Consider the following 16224-nt stretch of genomic DNA (forward strand, 5'->3'; position numbering starts at 1 on the left):
ATACCTGTTTTTAATTCAGTAGGAACAATAAAATGTATAGAGGTGGTCTACTATGCGTAAAAAAGAAGATAAATATGATTTTAGAGCCTTTGGTTTAGCCATTAAAGAAGCTCGATTGAAACGAGGTTTAACTCGTGAACAAGTGGGAGCATTGATTGAAATTGACCCACGGTACTTAACTAATATTGAAAATAAAGGGCAACACCCCAGCATACAAGTTCTTTATGACCTTGTATCGTTACTTCATGTTTCCGTTGATGAATTTTTCTTACCTGCTAATAACTTGGTAAAAAGCACCCGACGATTACAGATAGAGAAATACATGGATAGCTTTACAGACAAAGAACTATCCTTAATGGAATCTTTAGCCAGCGGTATCAACGAAGCAAGAAACATCGAAGACTAATTAAAAGAATCCATACATAACGGAAAGAGCCGATAAAATGAGATTGTATTAATCTCATTTTATCGGCTCTGCGTCTTTGCGTCTGGCTCTGTAATCACAGTTACTTTGAACTGCTTTATTTCAATTAAATTTTCTTGTCTGCATTTCGGACAATAGAGGGGGAATTTTTTTAATTCAGTATCTTCCCTTATCTTTAATCGTGTTTTATTTCCACATACAGGACACAATATCCACTTGTAGTTTATAATAACTATCTCCTCCTTTACACTTTAATTCAAATCTTTATTAAAAAATATTTCATCTTATTTAACAAGAAACCATATTTATATAACAACATAAAATACACTAAGTTATTTTATTGAACATATATCGTACTTTATCTATCCGACTATTTGGACGACGGGGCTGGCAAACAGGTTCACCGGTAGTAACATGGTACCCTTTTAACTCTGTTAAACAAACACTACGTCCATTTGTAAAGAAAGTTAAATCACTACGATATTCTTGAATACACCGAGCAGGGATTTCTCCACTAAGAATGACCTCATTATTTTTCAATTGAGTGTCTACGATGTTCGCACAATATTTAGGAGCATCGTTGTATGCTCGTGAAAGATATTCCTGTGGCGCATAAATTTTAAAACTAAGATATGGCTCTAACAATTCTGTTCCAGCTTTTTTTAAGACTTGTTCCAATACAATAGGAGCAAGCATCCGAAAATCTGCTGGGGTACTAACAGGGCTATAGTATAAGCCATACTTAAAACAGATTTTACAGTCCGTCACATTCCAACCATACAATCCTTGTTCACAGCCATAGCGTATCCCCTCCATAACTGCATTTTGAAACGATTGATTTAAGTATCCAAGAGAAACCGAGCTCTCATACTGTACTCCGCTCCCTAATGGAAGCGGTGCTACAGATAGACCAATGGAAGCCCAGAAAGGATTCGGTGGAACTTCGATGTGAATGGTATACTCTGCTTTTTTTAACGGTCTTTCCATATAAATGACTGTAGGCTCTTTTATTTCTATCTCCACATGATACTTTTCTTGCAGCAGAGCACAAGTCACTTCCATTTGTACTTTCCCTAAGAAAGAAAGTATGATTTCATGTGTCGCAGAATCCACATAATATCGCAGAAGCGGGTCACTGTCGGAGATTTCTAAAAGTGCATCAAGTAACATTTCCCTTTGTTGAGGTTTGCTCGGTTCAACAGTCGTTTGCAGCAGAGGGAGGGGATTTTCAATTCTCTCTCTCTGTGGCAATAGCTTTGTATCTCCAAGAACACTATTTAACTTCAAAAACTCATTCTGCAAAATAACAATTTCCCCGGAATAAGCCTTATCGATTTTACATAATTCACCATTTATTGAAGTATACATTTCTGTAATTTTTATTTTTTCCTTTTCCGATATTCTAACCGAATCTCGCAAATGCAGTACGCCACTATAAAGACGTATATATGCAAGACGCTGTCTTTTTTCCGAATACTCAATTTTGAAAACTTTTCCGCAAAGTTCAGACTGACCTCGATGTGTTGATGAATAAAATTTATTCGTAATCACTTCTATAAGGTTATCAATCCCTATATTGTTTTTTGCACTTCCGTGATAAACAGGGAACAGGGAACAATTATGAAATCTTATGCTTTCCTCTTGTTCGAGTTCTAATGCTTCCAATAATTTCCCAGACGTATATTTCTCCAAAAGGTAATCATTTCCTTCTATTACCATATCCCATTGTTCAGATTCGGTAAAGTTCATTACACGCATATTAGGATGCAGTTCTACCTTCTGTTTGATTACAATTTCCGCAGAAAGTTTCTCTTTAATATCCTGATAAACCGTTGATAAATCAATTCCATTTTGGTCAATCTTATTGATAAAAAAGATTGTGGGAATACCTATTTTCCTAAGTGCATGAAACAATATACGAGTTTGTGCTTGTACGCCATCTTTTGCAGAAATCAGTAGAATTGCCCCATCTAATACTGATAATGAACGATATACTTCTGCTAAAAAATCCATATGTCCTGGCGTGTCTATGATGTTTATCTTAGTATTTTTCCACTGAAAAGAGGTTATCGCCGTCTGAATTGTAATTCCTCTCTGACGTTCTAAAAGCGTATTATCCGTTTTCGTTGTACCTCTGTCCACGCTTCCTAATTCTGTAATCGCTCCACTGTTATATAATAAGCTTTCTGTTAAGGTAGTTTTTCCCGCATCAACATGAGCTAAAACTCCAATATTAATAATTTTCATGTGATTTTCCTCCATTCAAAAGCCCAAAAGGGCATAAAAATCCCAGTGATAAATACTCTTATCACTGGGATTTTTATGCATAACCATAGGCATACAAAGCATACAGATATTCTCCGGATACTTTAGAATCACATGATAAAGGTATTCTTAAACTGGGTACAAAAAACTAAGCCCTCCTAAAAAAGGACATCCAATTATTTGTTCCCACTATCAAATTGACAGTTTATTTAAGAATACCTTGCCGCATATTTATTAACTCCTTTTAAATAGATACTTAAATAATAGCACGTAAGAGCATATTTGTAAAGGAATCTCCAATTTTTTATCAAAGAGAGTACGTGATTACAAAATAGCTGTAATAATGTACCAATATTTGTTATTCTATAATCTTCCAATTACTCCCGTTCTTTTCAAGTACCAAATCAAATTGAGATACCTGCGTTGCTTTGGTCTGCTGGTCGATATACTCCACTGTCAGCGATACCGTGACTTGATTATCCTTACGATTGTGAATAGGATTTACCAGTTCTTGAAAGATGTACTCTTTTCCGATTGGTTTTAATATCCCGTCATTCACATAGTAGGAAAGTTCACTGGCTGTCGCTGTAGGATAGAGCTTGAAGAACGTCGTTAAAAACTCATTGATTTCATTGGTTGTAATGGAATCAACCGTCCCCTCACTTTCAATGGCTTTTGGTTTATAACTTGATTTCTTAGGTATGTTGGTAATGGTCGGATTCTTAACCAGTACCATATTTCCAGAACCATCTACATAGACACTCACTATATAAGCAGAGTGGACGGTCTTTGTATTTTCTCCCTCTGTAATGAGCTGGTCTACACTGTAGGTTACATTAAACTCATTGTCGCCAGTTGGCTCTACCGTCCATATCTGAAATCCTCTTACAGAAGACGATACAGGAATATCTTTGCGTACTGTATCAACATTGAGAGCTTGAAGTTCATCTGTCAGATAGCCTTTTAGACTTTCCATTCGATTATCAATGGACTTATCGGATTGCTCCCATGAATAGTAGACTTTCGCAAAGTTCTCTACAAAATTTTCTACATGATGAGTATCAACGTATTCCTTTTCTATGATAGTTGTTTCGTGAATAGTATGAGTATCTATAGCTGTAAAGTGCTTGAATATCGCAAAGCTGAAACTAAGCCCTAAAAGTACCCACAAGGCAATCACAACCTTTTTATGAGGATTGACCTTATAGTAGACACGAGGTTTCTTTTCCTTTGGTATCTGTTTTTCTTTATTCTGATTTTTTCTAAATTTCATCATTAAATCTTCCTTTCTCATTGTTTGATTCGTCCTGCTCCCACTAAATGCTGTTGCCAGTAGGGGCTTGTTAAGTCGGCATAACCGATTGGGTCGCCTGCATGAAACATACGGTTATTGCCAAGGTATATCCCAACATGAGTAATATAAGAGCCAGCGTTATAGGTAGAATGAAAGAAAACCAAATCGCCAGCTTGTGCTTCCGATAGTGGGATATGCTGGGTCACATCATATTGCTGTTGTGCGGTTCGTGGTAAGTTAATTCCAGCTTTTCCATACGTCCATTGTGTCAGTCCGCTACAATCAAAAGAAGTAGTCGGGGAAGCTCCACCGTAAACGTATCGCCAGCCCTCATATTTCAGTGCTTCGTCCATGATGGCTTGTACCGTATCATCATCAAACTCTGTTGTGACAAGATACTGCGTTACCAGTTGCACATAAAACATATTGCCATAGTTGTATCGCCAGCCCCCATTGATAGGTATGGCTATGGGATTGGGGTAAGACACTTTTTCGCCACCTGAATACTCTTTTGAGAAACTTTGAGCCAGTTCAAAGGTATATTTATTTCCACGATTAGCCACATACCCTAAGAAACCACCACCATAATTGTAGGACTGGATAACCGATTCTAAATCTACACTGAGCCTTTCGCTACTGGCTAATAATTCACTGAAATACTTCACACCTTGCTTAATGGATTCTTCTGTACTCAATGAATTAGGTGGAAGACCGAGGGATTCCGAGGACTGCATAACATCTTCCGCAGTACCGCCCGATTCCACCTGTATAATCGCAAGAAGTATGTTGACATATTCTTCAACGCCATATTCTTTGGCATATTTTTCTACCATAGGCTTATGAGCCAGCACTTCTGCGGAAACATTCACACCTCCATAATGAATATTGGAAATTCCGCTGTCCTGTTCATCTGAAAATAAAATGGCAACAAACAGAAGCAGTGAGAAGACCATCAAGAATAATCCAGAACCACCAATCACTAAAGTTTTCAACTTCATGGTTTCTTACCGACTTTCTTAATGGTGGCGGTTTTGATTGGTGGTCTACTTCTTGTATTTTGTAGTGGTACTCTTTGAACAGTAGACGGACGTTCTTTTGTGATTGGACGTTGTGAAGTTCTATCTGCTGTAGTGGTTGAAGTTGCTGGCTTTTGAACGGTTTTTTCTTGAACGGTATTGCCTTGGCGTTCCACTTTTGGACTTGAAAAATCGGACTTAACTGCTGGACGCTCTTGTTTGGCTTGTTGAGATTCCTTATATGAAGTCTGAATATTAGACTGTTTTGAGGTCTGTTCATCATGATATTGTTCTTGTCTTGTAGTCGGTCTTTCATGAACAGAAGAAGCAGGCTGTTTTTTCTGTTTGACCTGTTCCATTTCAGAGCGACGCTTCGCAATGGTTTTTCGCCTTTGTTCCTGCTGTTCCTTGCGTCCACTGGCTCTGTCCGCTTTGGTTTGAGAAATACTACTGGTTAAATCACGGACATTCTCTTTTACTTTGGATTTTCCTTGATATACTGCATATCTTGCATTGGTCGGCAAATCTTTAACCTGTTCTTTCAAACCACTAGCAGTGTCTACCATTCTGTCTTTGGTATCAGCTACTGTACCGATGGTTTGACCGATACGTTTTCCAAGTGTTGATTTTTCCTTTCCGTCTGGTCGGGAGTGATCTGCTTGTGTCCTTGCAGAACTCCCCGAACCCGACTGTCCTTTTTTACCTGTAACAATGGCAGACCCAGCCCCTAGAGTAGTCATGGAACGTCCAAGTTTCCGCTGTAGACGGTGCATGTGAGCGTGCATAAGCATACGAGGTTTTCTCATCACACGACTTCCCACACTTTGAGAATCGTTACTCTGTAGAGAAAACATACTCATTAAATCGCCCAGCTTGAAGTAGATTCCTGCAAAGGTCACAATCTGTAGAAAAGCAATCAAAAAGAACGGATAACCAGCCGATAAGGTATAGAGCATGGTTGAAATACTAAATGCTGTCGTAATAATCAATGTGATTCCAGCTCGTGTCAAAATGGTATTAAAGAGCTTTGTTATGGCTCGTTTTGACATACCATCAAATGATGGAATCATGCTTAAAATAAAGCTCACAGGCAGAAACATAGCATAGATGATAAAAAGTACCTGCGAGAAAATCATGATTCCTGTTAATAGGAATACAAATATGGAAATCCCAATATTGAAGACAAATAGGAAGAAGACTGTACCTAAACGGTTAATGGTCTTTGTAATGGTTAGATTGGTATTGCTTCTGTCTTCAATTTCTTCCGCAACAATTTTTTCTCTGTCTTCGCCATTGTTGGAATCTGGGCTGGTGGAGAGCAGGCTTTCCACACGGTCAATACCGATACTTTCAATGTCTGAACTGTTGTATTGAAGCAGTAGCCACGGTTGCTGAACCTGTATGGAAAACAGGCTATCTCTGATTAAGTCCACGCTGTCCTTGCCTTGACTATCGGAATGGGGCATGACAATCTTCGTGCCAAGTGATAAACTGGCATTACTGATGTCTGATGAAAAGTCATTGATTTTTTTAATGTAGTCGGGAGCGTAGGCAATAAAGGAAGCCGATAGGATAAACACCAGCACAAAATTCATAATGGCATGAATTGCCTTTGTGGTTTCTCTCTTTATCAGTCCCGTATAGGCAACATAAACCCCAAGAACCAAAATCAAGAGTAAGAGGAATCCAACATAGAAACCCTCTGTTGAAAATCCGTTTGCACTCACACCAGCTAAGGTCTGCATATTCTTACCAATGGAATCTGCTGTAGCGGAAATGAAGTCTAAGGAATAGGCTTCCTGTACTAAGTAACCTGTCGCATTGGAAACATACAAACTGATTGTCCAAATAAAATTGGTAATGGCATATAGTCCATACATGACCTGTTTTCCAATCCCGTCCGACCAGTTCCACGGAAGCCAGCCCCAGCTATTATCCACATAAAAATCCAGTTGATAGTTTTCAAGTGGGTATCGGCTGTATTCATTTGCCACATTGACCGTATCATCTACCAAGCCCGCAGCTTGAACCACCGTTCCCAGCATGGCTAAAAGAAAAATGGCAATCACAAGTGTGAAAGCCACTGTCATTGCCACTTTACCTAGACGTTTCAGCGTCCAGTTTGATTTTATTCTGTTTACTATTGATGGTTTCACATTTACACCTCTTTTCGCACAGGTGGTCTGGTATCAAAGGCATGGAGCAGTTCTTCAAATACAGGGTGGAACTGTATCACACCGACACGACCATATAAATCACTGATAAGGCATTGCCCGTTTTCCAAATCACGCAATCGCTTCTGATTGTTTTCGTCCTCTGGGTCTACACCAAAAAAGGCTAAGGTCTTTTTAATCTCGTTAAGGTCAGTGGAACGAAATGCAAATTTTAAGCCGAGGTTATTTTTCAGTTTTTCATCTAAGAGGTCGTCTGTATTTTGGGTCACGAAATATACCCCAGCGTTCATAGCACGACCAGCCCGAACCAGCTTCATAGATAGTGTTTTTCCTTGTGCTACCTGTAAAAAGCTCCATGCTTCGTCTAAATCTACAATCTTGAAAATGCTTCGGTCTGTATGGATAAAGTCTAAAGCAAAGGTACTAATGACAATCAGCATAGCAACGGATAAAAGCTCCATAGTGGTATATTCCTCAAAGGAAGTTTCCTTGTCGGGAAGTACCAAGTCCGCAACCTGTATAATGTTCAGTTGTTTTTCTAAGCTGATAGACTGCTCCACATAACCATTACTGAATAATAAATGTGCAAAGTCATAGTCTGTAAAACTTTCGATATGGTCGGCTATACTGGTACTTAGTGGCGTATTCTCAACCCGTAATTCCTCAATCACTTTCATCAACCCTCGTACTTCACTATTGGTTACTGCACGAATGGCTTTTCTAAGGATTGGGAAGCGTTCCCCATCACGAGAGGAAATCCCCGTAAGGAATGTCAGAATATCAATAGCCAGTGATTCAGAATCTTTGGGATTTTTCATAATCACATAAGGGTCAAGTAAGCCTTTGTTTTTCTCATCAGAAGTCAGAGTGACGATATTGATTTCATGGGAAATCTCTGGCAAGGTTTCTTTCCATCTGCCACGTTCTGCTTTTGGGTCTACAATCACTGCTTGTGCCCCATAAAGCACCGCATAATAGACGATAAGGTTATTCGCAAAGGATTTACCACCACCCAGCGAACCAACAAAAGCCGACGCTAACGCATTGGTTACTGAACCCTTAACCCCTTGACTGGCAAGAGCAGGTTTCAGATAGACATTGCGTCCAGTATCTAAGCTGTAGCCAACATAAATCCCCTCATTTTCCCCCAGCATTTGAGTAGCACCAAAACCTAAACCAGCGAGGAAATCAGAGGTCACGTATTGAATATAATCATTCATATAACGCTTGCTGGCAGGTAAAAATTCTTCATGTAAGCCGAGCATATCCCCAAATGGTCGTACCAGTTTTACGCTTAAATCGTCATAAAAATCTTTCACTTCATTACAACGACGTTTGAGTTCGTCAAGATCATTTGCTGATACCCTTACCACATAAGACAGCTTGTACATAGATTCCTTGCTTTGGTCTAAATTGGTTTCCAGCTCATTCACACTTTCCAGAGCTTCCGCCACATTGGAGCTGGTTTCATTATCACTTTGCCAAGCGTGGTTATCCAAGTCTTTCAGTTCTTTCTTTTTATTGCGGACAGTAGATAGGGCTTTACGATTCGCTACAATTTCCACATTCATTGACGTATCAATCGGGAATGTAAATTGCTGTTGCTGGTAGTAGAAGATTTCAGAGGACGGGAAGTCCAGTTCTCCGACAATGCTGTTAATGGTAAAGTAAGCTACATAGACGGTTTCATCTTCCTGCTGGATTTTCAAATATCGCTGTTTTTCTTCCACCAAACAGCGAGTAGGCTTAATCAAGTCATAGTATTTAATCAGCGTTTCATTATCCAGCTTTTTCTTTGATAGATGGTACTCATACTCTTCATAGGCAGTGCCTGTCTGTCCGTAAAGGTGTTCAATCAGATAGCCGAAGTCGTCCTTATCTAACCTGCGGATTTTGAAACGACGAGAGATTTTATTTTCTAAGAGCTTTTCCATCTTCTGAAAACGCAGGATTTCATCATTACTCATACTAACAAAATCGCCCATCAGCTTATGGTTCACATCATAGACAAAATCAGACAAAGCATTTTTTGCTTCAACGGTAAGACTTTTCATAGAAAACTCCTGATCGTTGAGAAGCAACTTAAAGCCGATAAAGAAACGGTAGTTCACTTGATTTTCGCCAATCATGGATATTAAAGCGTCTGTCTGTTGGTCGATTTTGTCATAGGCAACCGCTTTGAGCTTGCCAGTGACTTCATTTTTGGAACGCTCTTGTGCAGAACGTATGCTGGATTCTGTACTGATTTGTAAAGCATGAATTTTGCCATCACGATTTTGTGCGATAAGCTGTCTGAAAGAATCATGCACTTGTATTTTCTGTTCTGGACTTAGAAATGAGTAATTGTAAGGAACAAGCTCATAGTAAGCATAACATTCCCCGTCTTTATTCCAGACGAGATTGTTTTCAATGTATTTAATTGGATATGCCATAAAATTCACTCCTAACTGCTGTAATGGCTTCTTGTGGCTGGTTTCTGCCAAGCGTTACTTTTTTTCCTGCATAGGTCAGCTTTGGTCGCAGTGCATAAGCAATGACAGACTTCAAAAATCCATAAGGCTTTTTACCATCAAAAGTTTTTGTAGACATAAACCATGTGAAAGCCACAGGAATCCCAAAGTATTTGAGAAATGCTCCCTCTATCATGGAAAGAGGGGGCAAGTTGCCAAGTATCATCACTGCAAAGAGTGACACGACAAACCATGTCATTTGCGTAAAGGTTATGGGAAACGGAAGTCTAAAATCATTGATAGAATACAGTACCTTTTCCACAGACCAGATACTGGTATAGCTTCGTATTTTCTTCATGTAATCAATCCTTTCATAAAAAATAGGGGTAGCTGATTGAGCCACCCCGTAAAATAGAAAATCTGCCAGTAGTAATGTACCGACAGATTTAATAGACGATTTCAAAAATCCCATGATTGGTTGAGATAAACGTTCCTGAAAGGTCTAAATCCCGACCATAGGCTTGATAATCAATATAGTTTTGAAGACTAGCTGGTACTTCGCCTAAAGCACCCGTTTCTTCAATGTAGTAGCGTGCCACGTCATACATATCATCACAATCGGAATGAATGATAATATCCTCTTGATGTTCGCTTAGTTCTTCAATGCTTGAAAAATGAGTGAGCAGAGCAGATAGCTCCGATTGTAATTCTTCGGGTAATTCCGATACCATTTCCCATAGTCGATTGAGTTCGCCAATGGAAGTGTATTCGTCAACCGTAAAGGGTAACTCGTAGTCATGAATGGCGTATTCCTCATATTCATCATTCAAGCCGATTTTCTCTTTGACTTCCTCAAAGTCAATGGGAAAGGTAAACCACGCACCGACCAATTCGCCCTCATTGTATTTGCCTAAATTCGCAATATAGACTTGCATATCGTCCATATATTCACGTCCTTTCTTTGTAGAGATTCAAAAATCCCTACCGCACTTCGTTTGGTGTACCATTCCTTTGCGGAACATAAGAAAACCACTTATATTCCACAAAAGAACGGTTTTATTTAAGCACCAATAATGCGATTGAATAGCTCTAGTAAAATGTCTTTTACTCCAGCAGCGTTGAAGACTAAGCCAACCGCAATAATCGCAATAATTAAAAAGCCAATCAGTTTGCTAAACTCACGCTTGAAGCCAAGATACAAGCCAATCACAACGATTGCTAAAAGCACCAGTGATTGAGCGTTTGATAGAAACCAGTTATAAAGGTTTTGTCCAAAATTCATAAAAATGTTCTCCTCTCTATATTCAATGAATTTGTATTTGAGTTATTTTTTTGTTGTTATCACGTCCTGTTCTTTTACTGACTGTTGCTTCAAAATCTGCTTGTGTCGGTCTGTCAGTTTCGCATGGTCGAGAATGTCTTTTACAACCTGCGTCTGGTTGATTTCATCAAGTTTAATCGCAACCTTTAAGGTCGGGGCAACTTGATGAGATAGCCAGTTCAGCGTCCTTTGGAAGGAGTAAGGCTCTTGTTTTGTGGTTAGTTTTAATCGTTCACGATTGTTCCCAATAAACCAAGCCCATTCTTCATTCAGTTTCCAATCAGAACGAGGTTTGGAATCGTCTTTATCTACAAAACGGATATACCGATTGATAATTTTAAAGGCGGTATGCTCTGGATTGTCATAGACGAGTAAATCACGGACTGCATAATAGGCACGCTCATTTTTCAATCGAATCTCAAAACGGTTTTTTACTTCTGCGTCTTCAATGGGAATATCATTTTTCTTGTACTGCTCGTAGTCCTTTTCATAGATACAGAAATAAACTTCACTTTGTAATGAACCGATATAGAGGGTGTTTCCCATACATTCCTTTTCCTCTTTGCGTACCAGTTCGCCACTGCGATAGCTTTTAAAACTGCGGAAGACGGAGATACATTCTTCCTGTTGGCACTTTTCAGTGAGTACAGGGATATTCAAAATCCCTGTCTTATCGTTAATGGCAAGGTCAAGGCGTTTCATCACACCGCCAGCCACCAAAACGTCCATAAAGAACTCATACCAGCTTCTTTGTTGTGCCAGAAGATAGCTTTCAAATTGTCTGCACCCACGACCTTTCAATTCCACCAGAACTCCTTTGTCCAGTTCATGGGAGCAAAGGACGAATATGTCGCCTAAAGCATAATGCTCTGAATAAGAATAGAAACCATAGTCCTCATGAAGAAAATAGGACAGTTTCAGTTGTAAGATGTTTTCGACCACCTGCTGTACGTCTGTTGTCGGAAAGCGAATCCTTACATAATCAAACAGCATTTCAAGGGGAGCGTCGGGATTGAAGCGTTCCAGAGCTTCCCAAAGGGACTGCTGTAAATCCTCTGATGGCTTGACTTTTCCTGTTTCAATATCGCTTAGATACTGCCTTGTAATACCAGTCGCAACAGCTAAACGGTTTTGAGATAGTCCATAAGCCAAGCGTTTTTCTTTTAAATGCTGTAACCAAGTTTGTTCATTCAGTAAAAATCCCTCCAATCAAAAAGGCGTATGTCAACTTTTAAAGCCCATTTGACATACGCTGAAATTTTGTAAATCCCTTGTAACCAAAGGATTTTCTAATGTTTTTTTGACTGTTTCCTGTCGATTTGTACCCCCCTGTTAGATACGGGGGGTTAAGTGCTGGCGTGGCTATTGCCACACCAGCCAGCAAGATCAGTCCACACCTGCGACTTCCGCTTCGCACGTCGCCTGCGTGGACTGTCTGCTGTTGGATAACTTTTTAATTTCCTCCAAGAAATCATATCCTTTTGGTACAAGGGGAGTATAAAACTCTGATATGACACTTGTTCCTACATCAACATAGCCACGACCTTTGATTCGCTTTAAGAAGAAATCCTTTTGTACGTCACTGCCAAACATCATGCCATAGCCCATTTCAGACATACGACCTAAAGCCACTCTGAAATTAAACTGATCACGGATTCCGTCGCCTAAATATTTTGCGTCTGGACGTTGACAAGCCAGTATTAGAAAGAAGCCAGCTTGACGACCTAACATGACAATCTGTTTCAGCTTATTCATAACTGCGGTGTTTTCTTTTGTTCCCAGCATTTCCATGAAAGCGACGTATTCATCAAAGATTAAGAAGTGTGCCGGGAGACCTAAGTAAGCATAATTTTTGCCAGTCTTATAGTTCTTCATCTGCTTCATTTCCTCACTACGTTTCATCATTTCTTCATAGAATGTTTCAATGCAAGAAAGCAAGTCTTCTTTTCTATAGTAGACATTTGCCATCACAGAACCTAAGTCCGCAAGGTCAGCATTTTTCGGGTCAAGAATATACAGTTTTGAATCTGTATGAAGCAAGGCTTCAATCAGTGTCAGTATAAAGTAAGTTTTACCGCCACCTGTACCACCAGCAATCAACATATGAGGGAGCTTATCATATTCCCACCATACGTTTTTCATTAAGCGAAGTTTACCATCTTTAGCTTCTACTTCATCAATAGAAATACGACTGGCTATGGTGTCATAGAGCAAAGTATATTCCACATAGGAATCCTTTAACTCTTTATCCGTCAGCTCACAGTACAAGCCACTCTCTAATTTCTTTTCCAAGTGTAAGAGTTGGTCTTGATATTTTCCCAGCGTGATTTCCACCCGTATCTGTATCAAGCCATTTTTAAGTCGATAATACATTTTAGGGAAGTAGGTTATCTTTTCCTTTGTACGACCAGCACTATCTTTAAAGAAACCCTCTGTTTTGACCTGTTCAGATTCATACCACTTGTTTTCAAGTATCATCTTTGCCAGTTTTTGACGGTGGTAAAGTTGTTTAACCGTATCATAGCGAACCCGTTTGAATACAAACGCTACCAGCAAGCAGATAAGAATTGCGACACTGAAACTGATAATTAAATAGGGAATGTCAATCTTATCTGCTTGTGATAGGTTAAAATCCTGCCAGTTGATCTGCTGGATTGTCTTCACATGAAACAGTCCGACAACCAGCAGGAAAACAGGCAGGAGTGACGCTATCGTAAAATGAAAGACTAAATCTTTACCAGATGGGCGAATCCTTTTACCACGCTGTTTCATGCGAAAAAGTCTCCTTTCTACCTAGCGACTATTTGTCTTGTGTCGGTTCTTTCTTTGCTTGTGGTTGAGCTTTGAATGAACTAGAATCCTTTGTCAGCACAATATCGTCTGCCTTGATATACCAGTCAACATCTGCTCCTTGATAGGTGGCAGTAGCAACGGTGTCCGCAATGGGATTGATAAGTTCCACCCGTGCGTTATAATCAAACTCTTTCAAAGGCACGCTGGCAGGAATACTTACTTGAATCATGCGTCCTTGTCCTTTGGATTTTAAGTCATAGGTACGTTCCTTGATTTCATCTGAAACCGACCCGTCTTCATTTTGGATTCTCACTTCACGACGTAGAGCAGAGAATTTCAATTCTCCAAAAGTCGTGTCTTTATCTAATACAATGCCATTTGCTAATCTCATCATTTTTCCTCTCTTTCTTTATTCTTTTATCATGTCGTCAGCATGTAAAAGGTAATTTGTAAAACCACGAGTGCCGATTTTGTAGCCCTCTGCGGTAATACGTGGATTGACTAACTTCACACGTTCCTCAAAGCCGAAATGTTTTTCGCCAGCTTCAGCAGGAAGCACCACCACAATATCATCTGCTCTTTGAACATCAGAATAGAGATTATAGCTTCTTGATAAGACAGTTAGCCGTCCGTTGATTCTTCGCTGAACGACTTTATCCTCGCCAGCAAATTCTAAATTGCCGAATGTTTTTTCCTTGTTGGGAATCACAAATTTAAGTTCCATATTTTTACCTATCCTTTCTTTTTTATTGGCTGAATGAATGTTTGATGGTCTTAAAGAGTGGGGAACGACCTTTTGATTCTTGATTTTTTGTTTTCATAAGTTCACTTCCTTTCAAAATCGGGTAAAAAAATAGACACCTCATTTTTTGAAGTGTCTACCTATTAAATATTCAAATTTTATTGGAAGTATCTTTATATCTTCACTTTTCAAGGATAAATCGTCGTATCAAAGCTCATTCATAAGTAGTAAATTAGTAGTAAATTGAGTGGTTTTGACCTTGATAAAGTGTGATAAGTCCAGTTTTTATGCGGATAACTAGATTTTTATGCTATTTTTATTTTTAAAAATAATGATGGAAGTCAGTTTTCGCTAGACTTTTCAAACGAAAGTAGTAAAATAGTAGAGAGGTACTGGTTGAAAGAGAGAATCTTATCAAGAANACTAGTATTCCAATGAATATTTACATAGTATATGAATTAGTAATAGTGAATTAATTTATACTAATAAGTAGGTGCTAAAAGAAAGGGAGACAGATGTTTGATTATAAAATAGGAATTTCTGAAGAAGAGCACGATACATTCGTTATTCAACATCCACAAGTTAATCTGTTACAGAGTAGTTCTTGGGCAAAGATAAAAGATAATTGGGGGAATGAGCGTTTAGGTTTTTATAAAAATGGAGAATTGGTAGCTGTTGCGAGTATTCTTATAAAAAAATTACCACTTGGTTACACTATGATGTATATTCCAAGAGGGCCAATAATGGATTATCAAGATAAGGACTTGGTAAAATTTGTGATGAAAAGTTTAAAACAATTTGGGTCTTGTAGACGGTCTGTTTTTATTAAGTTTGATCCGTCTCTAATCTTAAAACAATACCCTATTGACAAATCTTCTAAAGAATTTACTGACAGTAGGACAACTATAGAAGCTGTTCAAAATTTAAAATCTGCCAATTGCCAATGGTCTGGTAGAACTAAAGCTATGGCTGAAACAATACAACCACGTTATCAGGCTAATAGAATACTTAAAGAAGGGGTAGATTCGGATTTTCCAAAGCATACCAAGAGGTTAATGAAAGATGCTATAAACAGAGGTGTTGTTACATATAGAGGGACCTTGTCAGATATATCAGATTTTGGGACTATTATATCTTTTACAGAACGTCGGAAGAATGTTGCACTTCGTAATCAGGAATATTTCCAAAGATTAATGGAAATCTATGGAGATGATGCCTATTTACATCTAGCGAAGATTAACCTTCCGGATCGTCTGATAAAGTATAAGGAGCAGTTGTCCCAGATAAAAAAAGATTTAGCTGAAACAGGCGAGCATCAAAAAAAGCGTCTAACCAAACTAAAACAGCAGGAAAAATCTATTGAAAAATATATTGTAGAGTTTGAAAAACTTGTTCAACAATATCCAAAAGAAATAGTTATAGCTGGGATACTTTCTGTGTCATTTGGTAATACACTTGAAATGCTTTATGCTGGAATGGACGATAGGTTTAAAAAGTTTTACCCTCAATATATTCTTTATCCAAAAGTGTTTGAGGAATCGTATAAAGATGGTAAAATTTGGGCTAATATGGGAGGTATTGAAGGTACTTTAGATGATGGATTGACTGATTTTAAATCTAACTTTAGTCCTGTTGTTCAAGAATATATTGGAGAGTTCACTCTGCCAGTAAATTTTTTGTATCATTTGGCTAACTATCTTTATCAACTTCGTAAAACATTAAGAAAAAAACATAGAAAGTAAGTA

General features: G+C 38.6%; 15 protein-coding genes and 1 pseudogene. 2 read left to right on the forward strand and 14 right to left on the reverse strand.

The genetic code is table 11. The features are described 5' to 3' along the window. The first annotated feature begins 52 nt into the window (after positions 1 to 52). The gene (locus D8802_RS03435; protein WP_001227347.1) at positions 53 to 406 is read left to right on the forward strand and encodes a helix-turn-helix transcriptional regulator; all 354 of its coding nucleotides are present in this window, start codon (positions 53 to 55) and stop codon (positions 404 to 406) included. Between the two features lie 59 nt (positions 407 to 465). On the opposite strand, the gene D8802_RS03440 is transcribed toward D8802_RS03435, so the two are convergent. From D8802_RS03440 to D8802_RS03510, 14 genes and pseudogenes are all read right to left on the reverse strand, one after another. After that, positions 466 to 633: a cysteine-rich KTR domain-containing protein gene (locus tag D8802_RS03440; protein ID WP_000336323.1), complete on the reverse strand. Its 168-nt coding sequence runs from the start codon at positions 631 to 633 to the stop codon at positions 466 to 468. A 118-nt stretch (positions 634 to 751) separates the two neighbouring features. Beyond that, positions 752 to 2671 (reverse strand): tetracycline resistance ribosomal protection protein Tet(M), encoded by a 1920-nt coding sequence (tet(M), locus tag D8802_RS03445; RefSeq protein WP_002414694.1) that lies wholly within the window; start codon positions 2669 to 2671, stop codon positions 752 to 754. Between the two features lie 15 nt (positions 2672 to 2686). Next, a pseudogene (locus tag D8802_RS10470) lies at positions 2687 to 2734 on the reverse strand (hypothetical protein); the annotation flags it as partial. 313 nt (positions 2735 to 3047) lie between these two features. Beyond that, a complete protein-coding gene (locus tag D8802_RS03455; RefSeq protein ID WP_001224320.1) occupies positions 3048 to 3983 on the reverse strand; it encodes a conjugal transfer protein in 936 nt (311 codons plus the stop codon). Next, complete coding sequence (locus tag D8802_RS03460) at positions 3980 to 4981, reverse strand: bifunctional lytic transglycosylase/C40 family peptidase (protein ID WP_000769868.1); 1002 nt, start codon at positions 4979 to 4981, stop codon at positions 3980 to 3982. Before D8802_RS03460 ends, D8802_RS03455 begins: the two co-directional genes overlap by 4 nt. Further along, positions 4978 to 7155 carry a CD3337/EF1877 family mobilome membrane protein gene (locus D8802_RS03465; RefSeq protein ID WP_000804748.1) on the reverse strand — a complete coding sequence of 726 codons (2178 nt, stop codon included), beginning with the start codon at positions 7153 to 7155 and terminating at the stop codon, positions 4978 to 4980. Before D8802_RS03465 ends, D8802_RS03460 begins: the two co-directional genes overlap by 4 nt. 2 nt (positions 7156 to 7157) lie before the next feature. Next, positions 7158 to 9605 (reverse strand): conjugal transfer ATPase TcpF, encoded by a 2448-nt coding sequence (gene tcpF / locus D8802_RS03470; protein WP_000331160.1) that lies wholly within the window; start codon positions 9603 to 9605, stop codon positions 7158 to 7160. Continuing rightward, positions 9589 to 9981, reverse strand: coding sequence for a conjugal transfer protein (locus tag D8802_RS03475; protein ID WP_000723888.1), 393 nt, complete (start codon positions 9979 to 9981; stop codon positions 9589 to 9591). Before D8802_RS03475 ends, tcpF begins: the two co-directional genes overlap by 17 nt. Positions 9982 to 10069: 88 nt before the next feature. After that, positions 10070 to 10567, reverse strand: a complete 498-nt coding sequence (locus D8802_RS03480; protein ID WP_000342539.1) for an antirestriction protein ArdA — start codon at positions 10565 to 10567, stop codon at positions 10070 to 10072. 116 nt (positions 10568 to 10683) lie between these two features. Further along, positions 10684 to 10905 (reverse strand): hypothetical protein, encoded by a 222-nt coding sequence (locus D8802_RS03485; RefSeq protein ID WP_001009056.1) that lies wholly within the window; start codon positions 10903 to 10905, stop codon positions 10684 to 10686. A gap of 42 nt (positions 10906 to 10947) precedes the next feature. Beyond that, positions 10948 to 12153, reverse strand: a complete 1206-nt coding sequence (mobT, locus tag D8802_RS03490) for a MobT family relaxase (RefSeq protein ID WP_125394796.1) — start codon at positions 12151 to 12153, stop codon at positions 10948 to 10950. Positions 12154 to 12330: 177 nt separating this feature from the next. Next, positions 12331 to 13716, reverse strand: coding sequence for an FtsK/SpoIIIE domain-containing protein (locus D8802_RS03500; RefSeq protein ID WP_000813488.1), 1386 nt, complete (start codon positions 13714 to 13716; stop codon positions 12331 to 12333). A 28-nt stretch (positions 13717 to 13744) separates the two neighbouring features. Next, complete coding sequence (locus D8802_RS03505; RefSeq protein WP_000985015.1) at positions 13745 to 14131, reverse strand: YdcP family protein; 387 nt, start codon at positions 14129 to 14131, stop codon at positions 13745 to 13747. A 15-nt stretch (positions 14132 to 14146) separates the two neighbouring features. Continuing rightward, positions 14147 to 14461: a YdcP family protein gene (locus tag D8802_RS03510; protein WP_125394797.1), complete on the reverse strand. Its 315-nt coding sequence runs from the start codon at positions 14459 to 14461 to the stop codon at positions 14147 to 14149. A 533-nt stretch (positions 14462 to 14994) separates the two neighbouring features. Here D8802_RS03510 and D8802_RS03520 point away from each other — a divergent pair. Continuing rightward, the gene (locus D8802_RS03520; protein ID WP_093586447.1) at positions 14995 to 16221 is read left to right on the forward strand and encodes an aminoacyltransferase; all 1227 of its coding nucleotides are present in this window, start codon (positions 14995 to 14997) and stop codon (positions 16219 to 16221) included. The last annotated feature ends 3 nt before the right edge of the window (positions 16222 to 16224 follow it).

Origin of the sequence: Streptococcus oralis, from assembly GCF_003943395.1 — a bacterium.
GTDB classification, from domain to species: Bacteria; Bacillota; Bacilli; order Lactobacillales; family Streptococcaceae; genus Streptococcus; species Streptococcus oralis_BF.

Excerpts from the sequence above, each read along its gene's own strand:
- D8802_RS03435 (WP_001227347.1), top strand. The coding sequence starts at position 53 with ATGCGTAAAAAAGAAGATAAATATGATTTTAGAGCCTTTGGTTTAGCC.
- D8802_RS03455 (WP_001224320.1), bottom strand. The coding sequence starts at position 3,983 with ATGAGAAAGGAAGATTTAATGATGAAATTTAGAAAAAATCAGAATAAA.
- D8802_RS03460 (WP_000769868.1), bottom strand. The coding sequence starts at position 4,981 with ATGAAGTTGAAAACTTTAGTGATTGGTGGTTCTGGATTATTCTTGATG.
- tcpF (WP_000331160.1), bottom strand. The coding sequence starts at position 9,605 with ATGGCATATCCAATTAAATACATTGAAAACAATCTCGTCTGGAATAAA.
- D8802_RS03475 (WP_000723888.1), bottom strand. The coding sequence starts at position 9,981 with ATGAAGAAAATACGAAGCTATACCAGTATCTGGTCTGTGGAAAAGGTA.
- D8802_RS03480 (WP_000342539.1), bottom strand. The coding sequence starts at position 10,567 with ATGGACGATATGCAAGTCTATATTGCGAATTTAGGCAAATACAATGAG.
- D8802_RS03485 (WP_001009056.1), bottom strand. The coding sequence starts at position 10,905 with ATGAATTTTGGACAAAACCTTTATAACTGGTTTCTATCAAACGCTCAA.
- D8802_RS03500 (WP_000813488.1), bottom strand. The coding sequence starts at position 13,716 with ATGAAACAGCGTGGTAAAAGGATTCGCCCATCTGGTAAAGATTTAGTC.
- D8802_RS03505 (WP_000985015.1), bottom strand. The coding sequence starts at position 14,131 with ATGATGAGATTAGCAAATGGCATTGTATTAGATAAAGACACGACTTTT.
- D8802_RS03510 (WP_125394797.1), bottom strand. The coding sequence starts at position 14,461 with ATGGAACTTAAATTTGTGATTCCCAACAAGGAAAAAACATTCGGCAAT.
- D8802_RS03520 (WP_093586447.1), top strand. The coding sequence starts at position 14,995 with ATGTTTGATTATAAAATAGGAATTTCTGAAGAAGAGCACGATACATTC.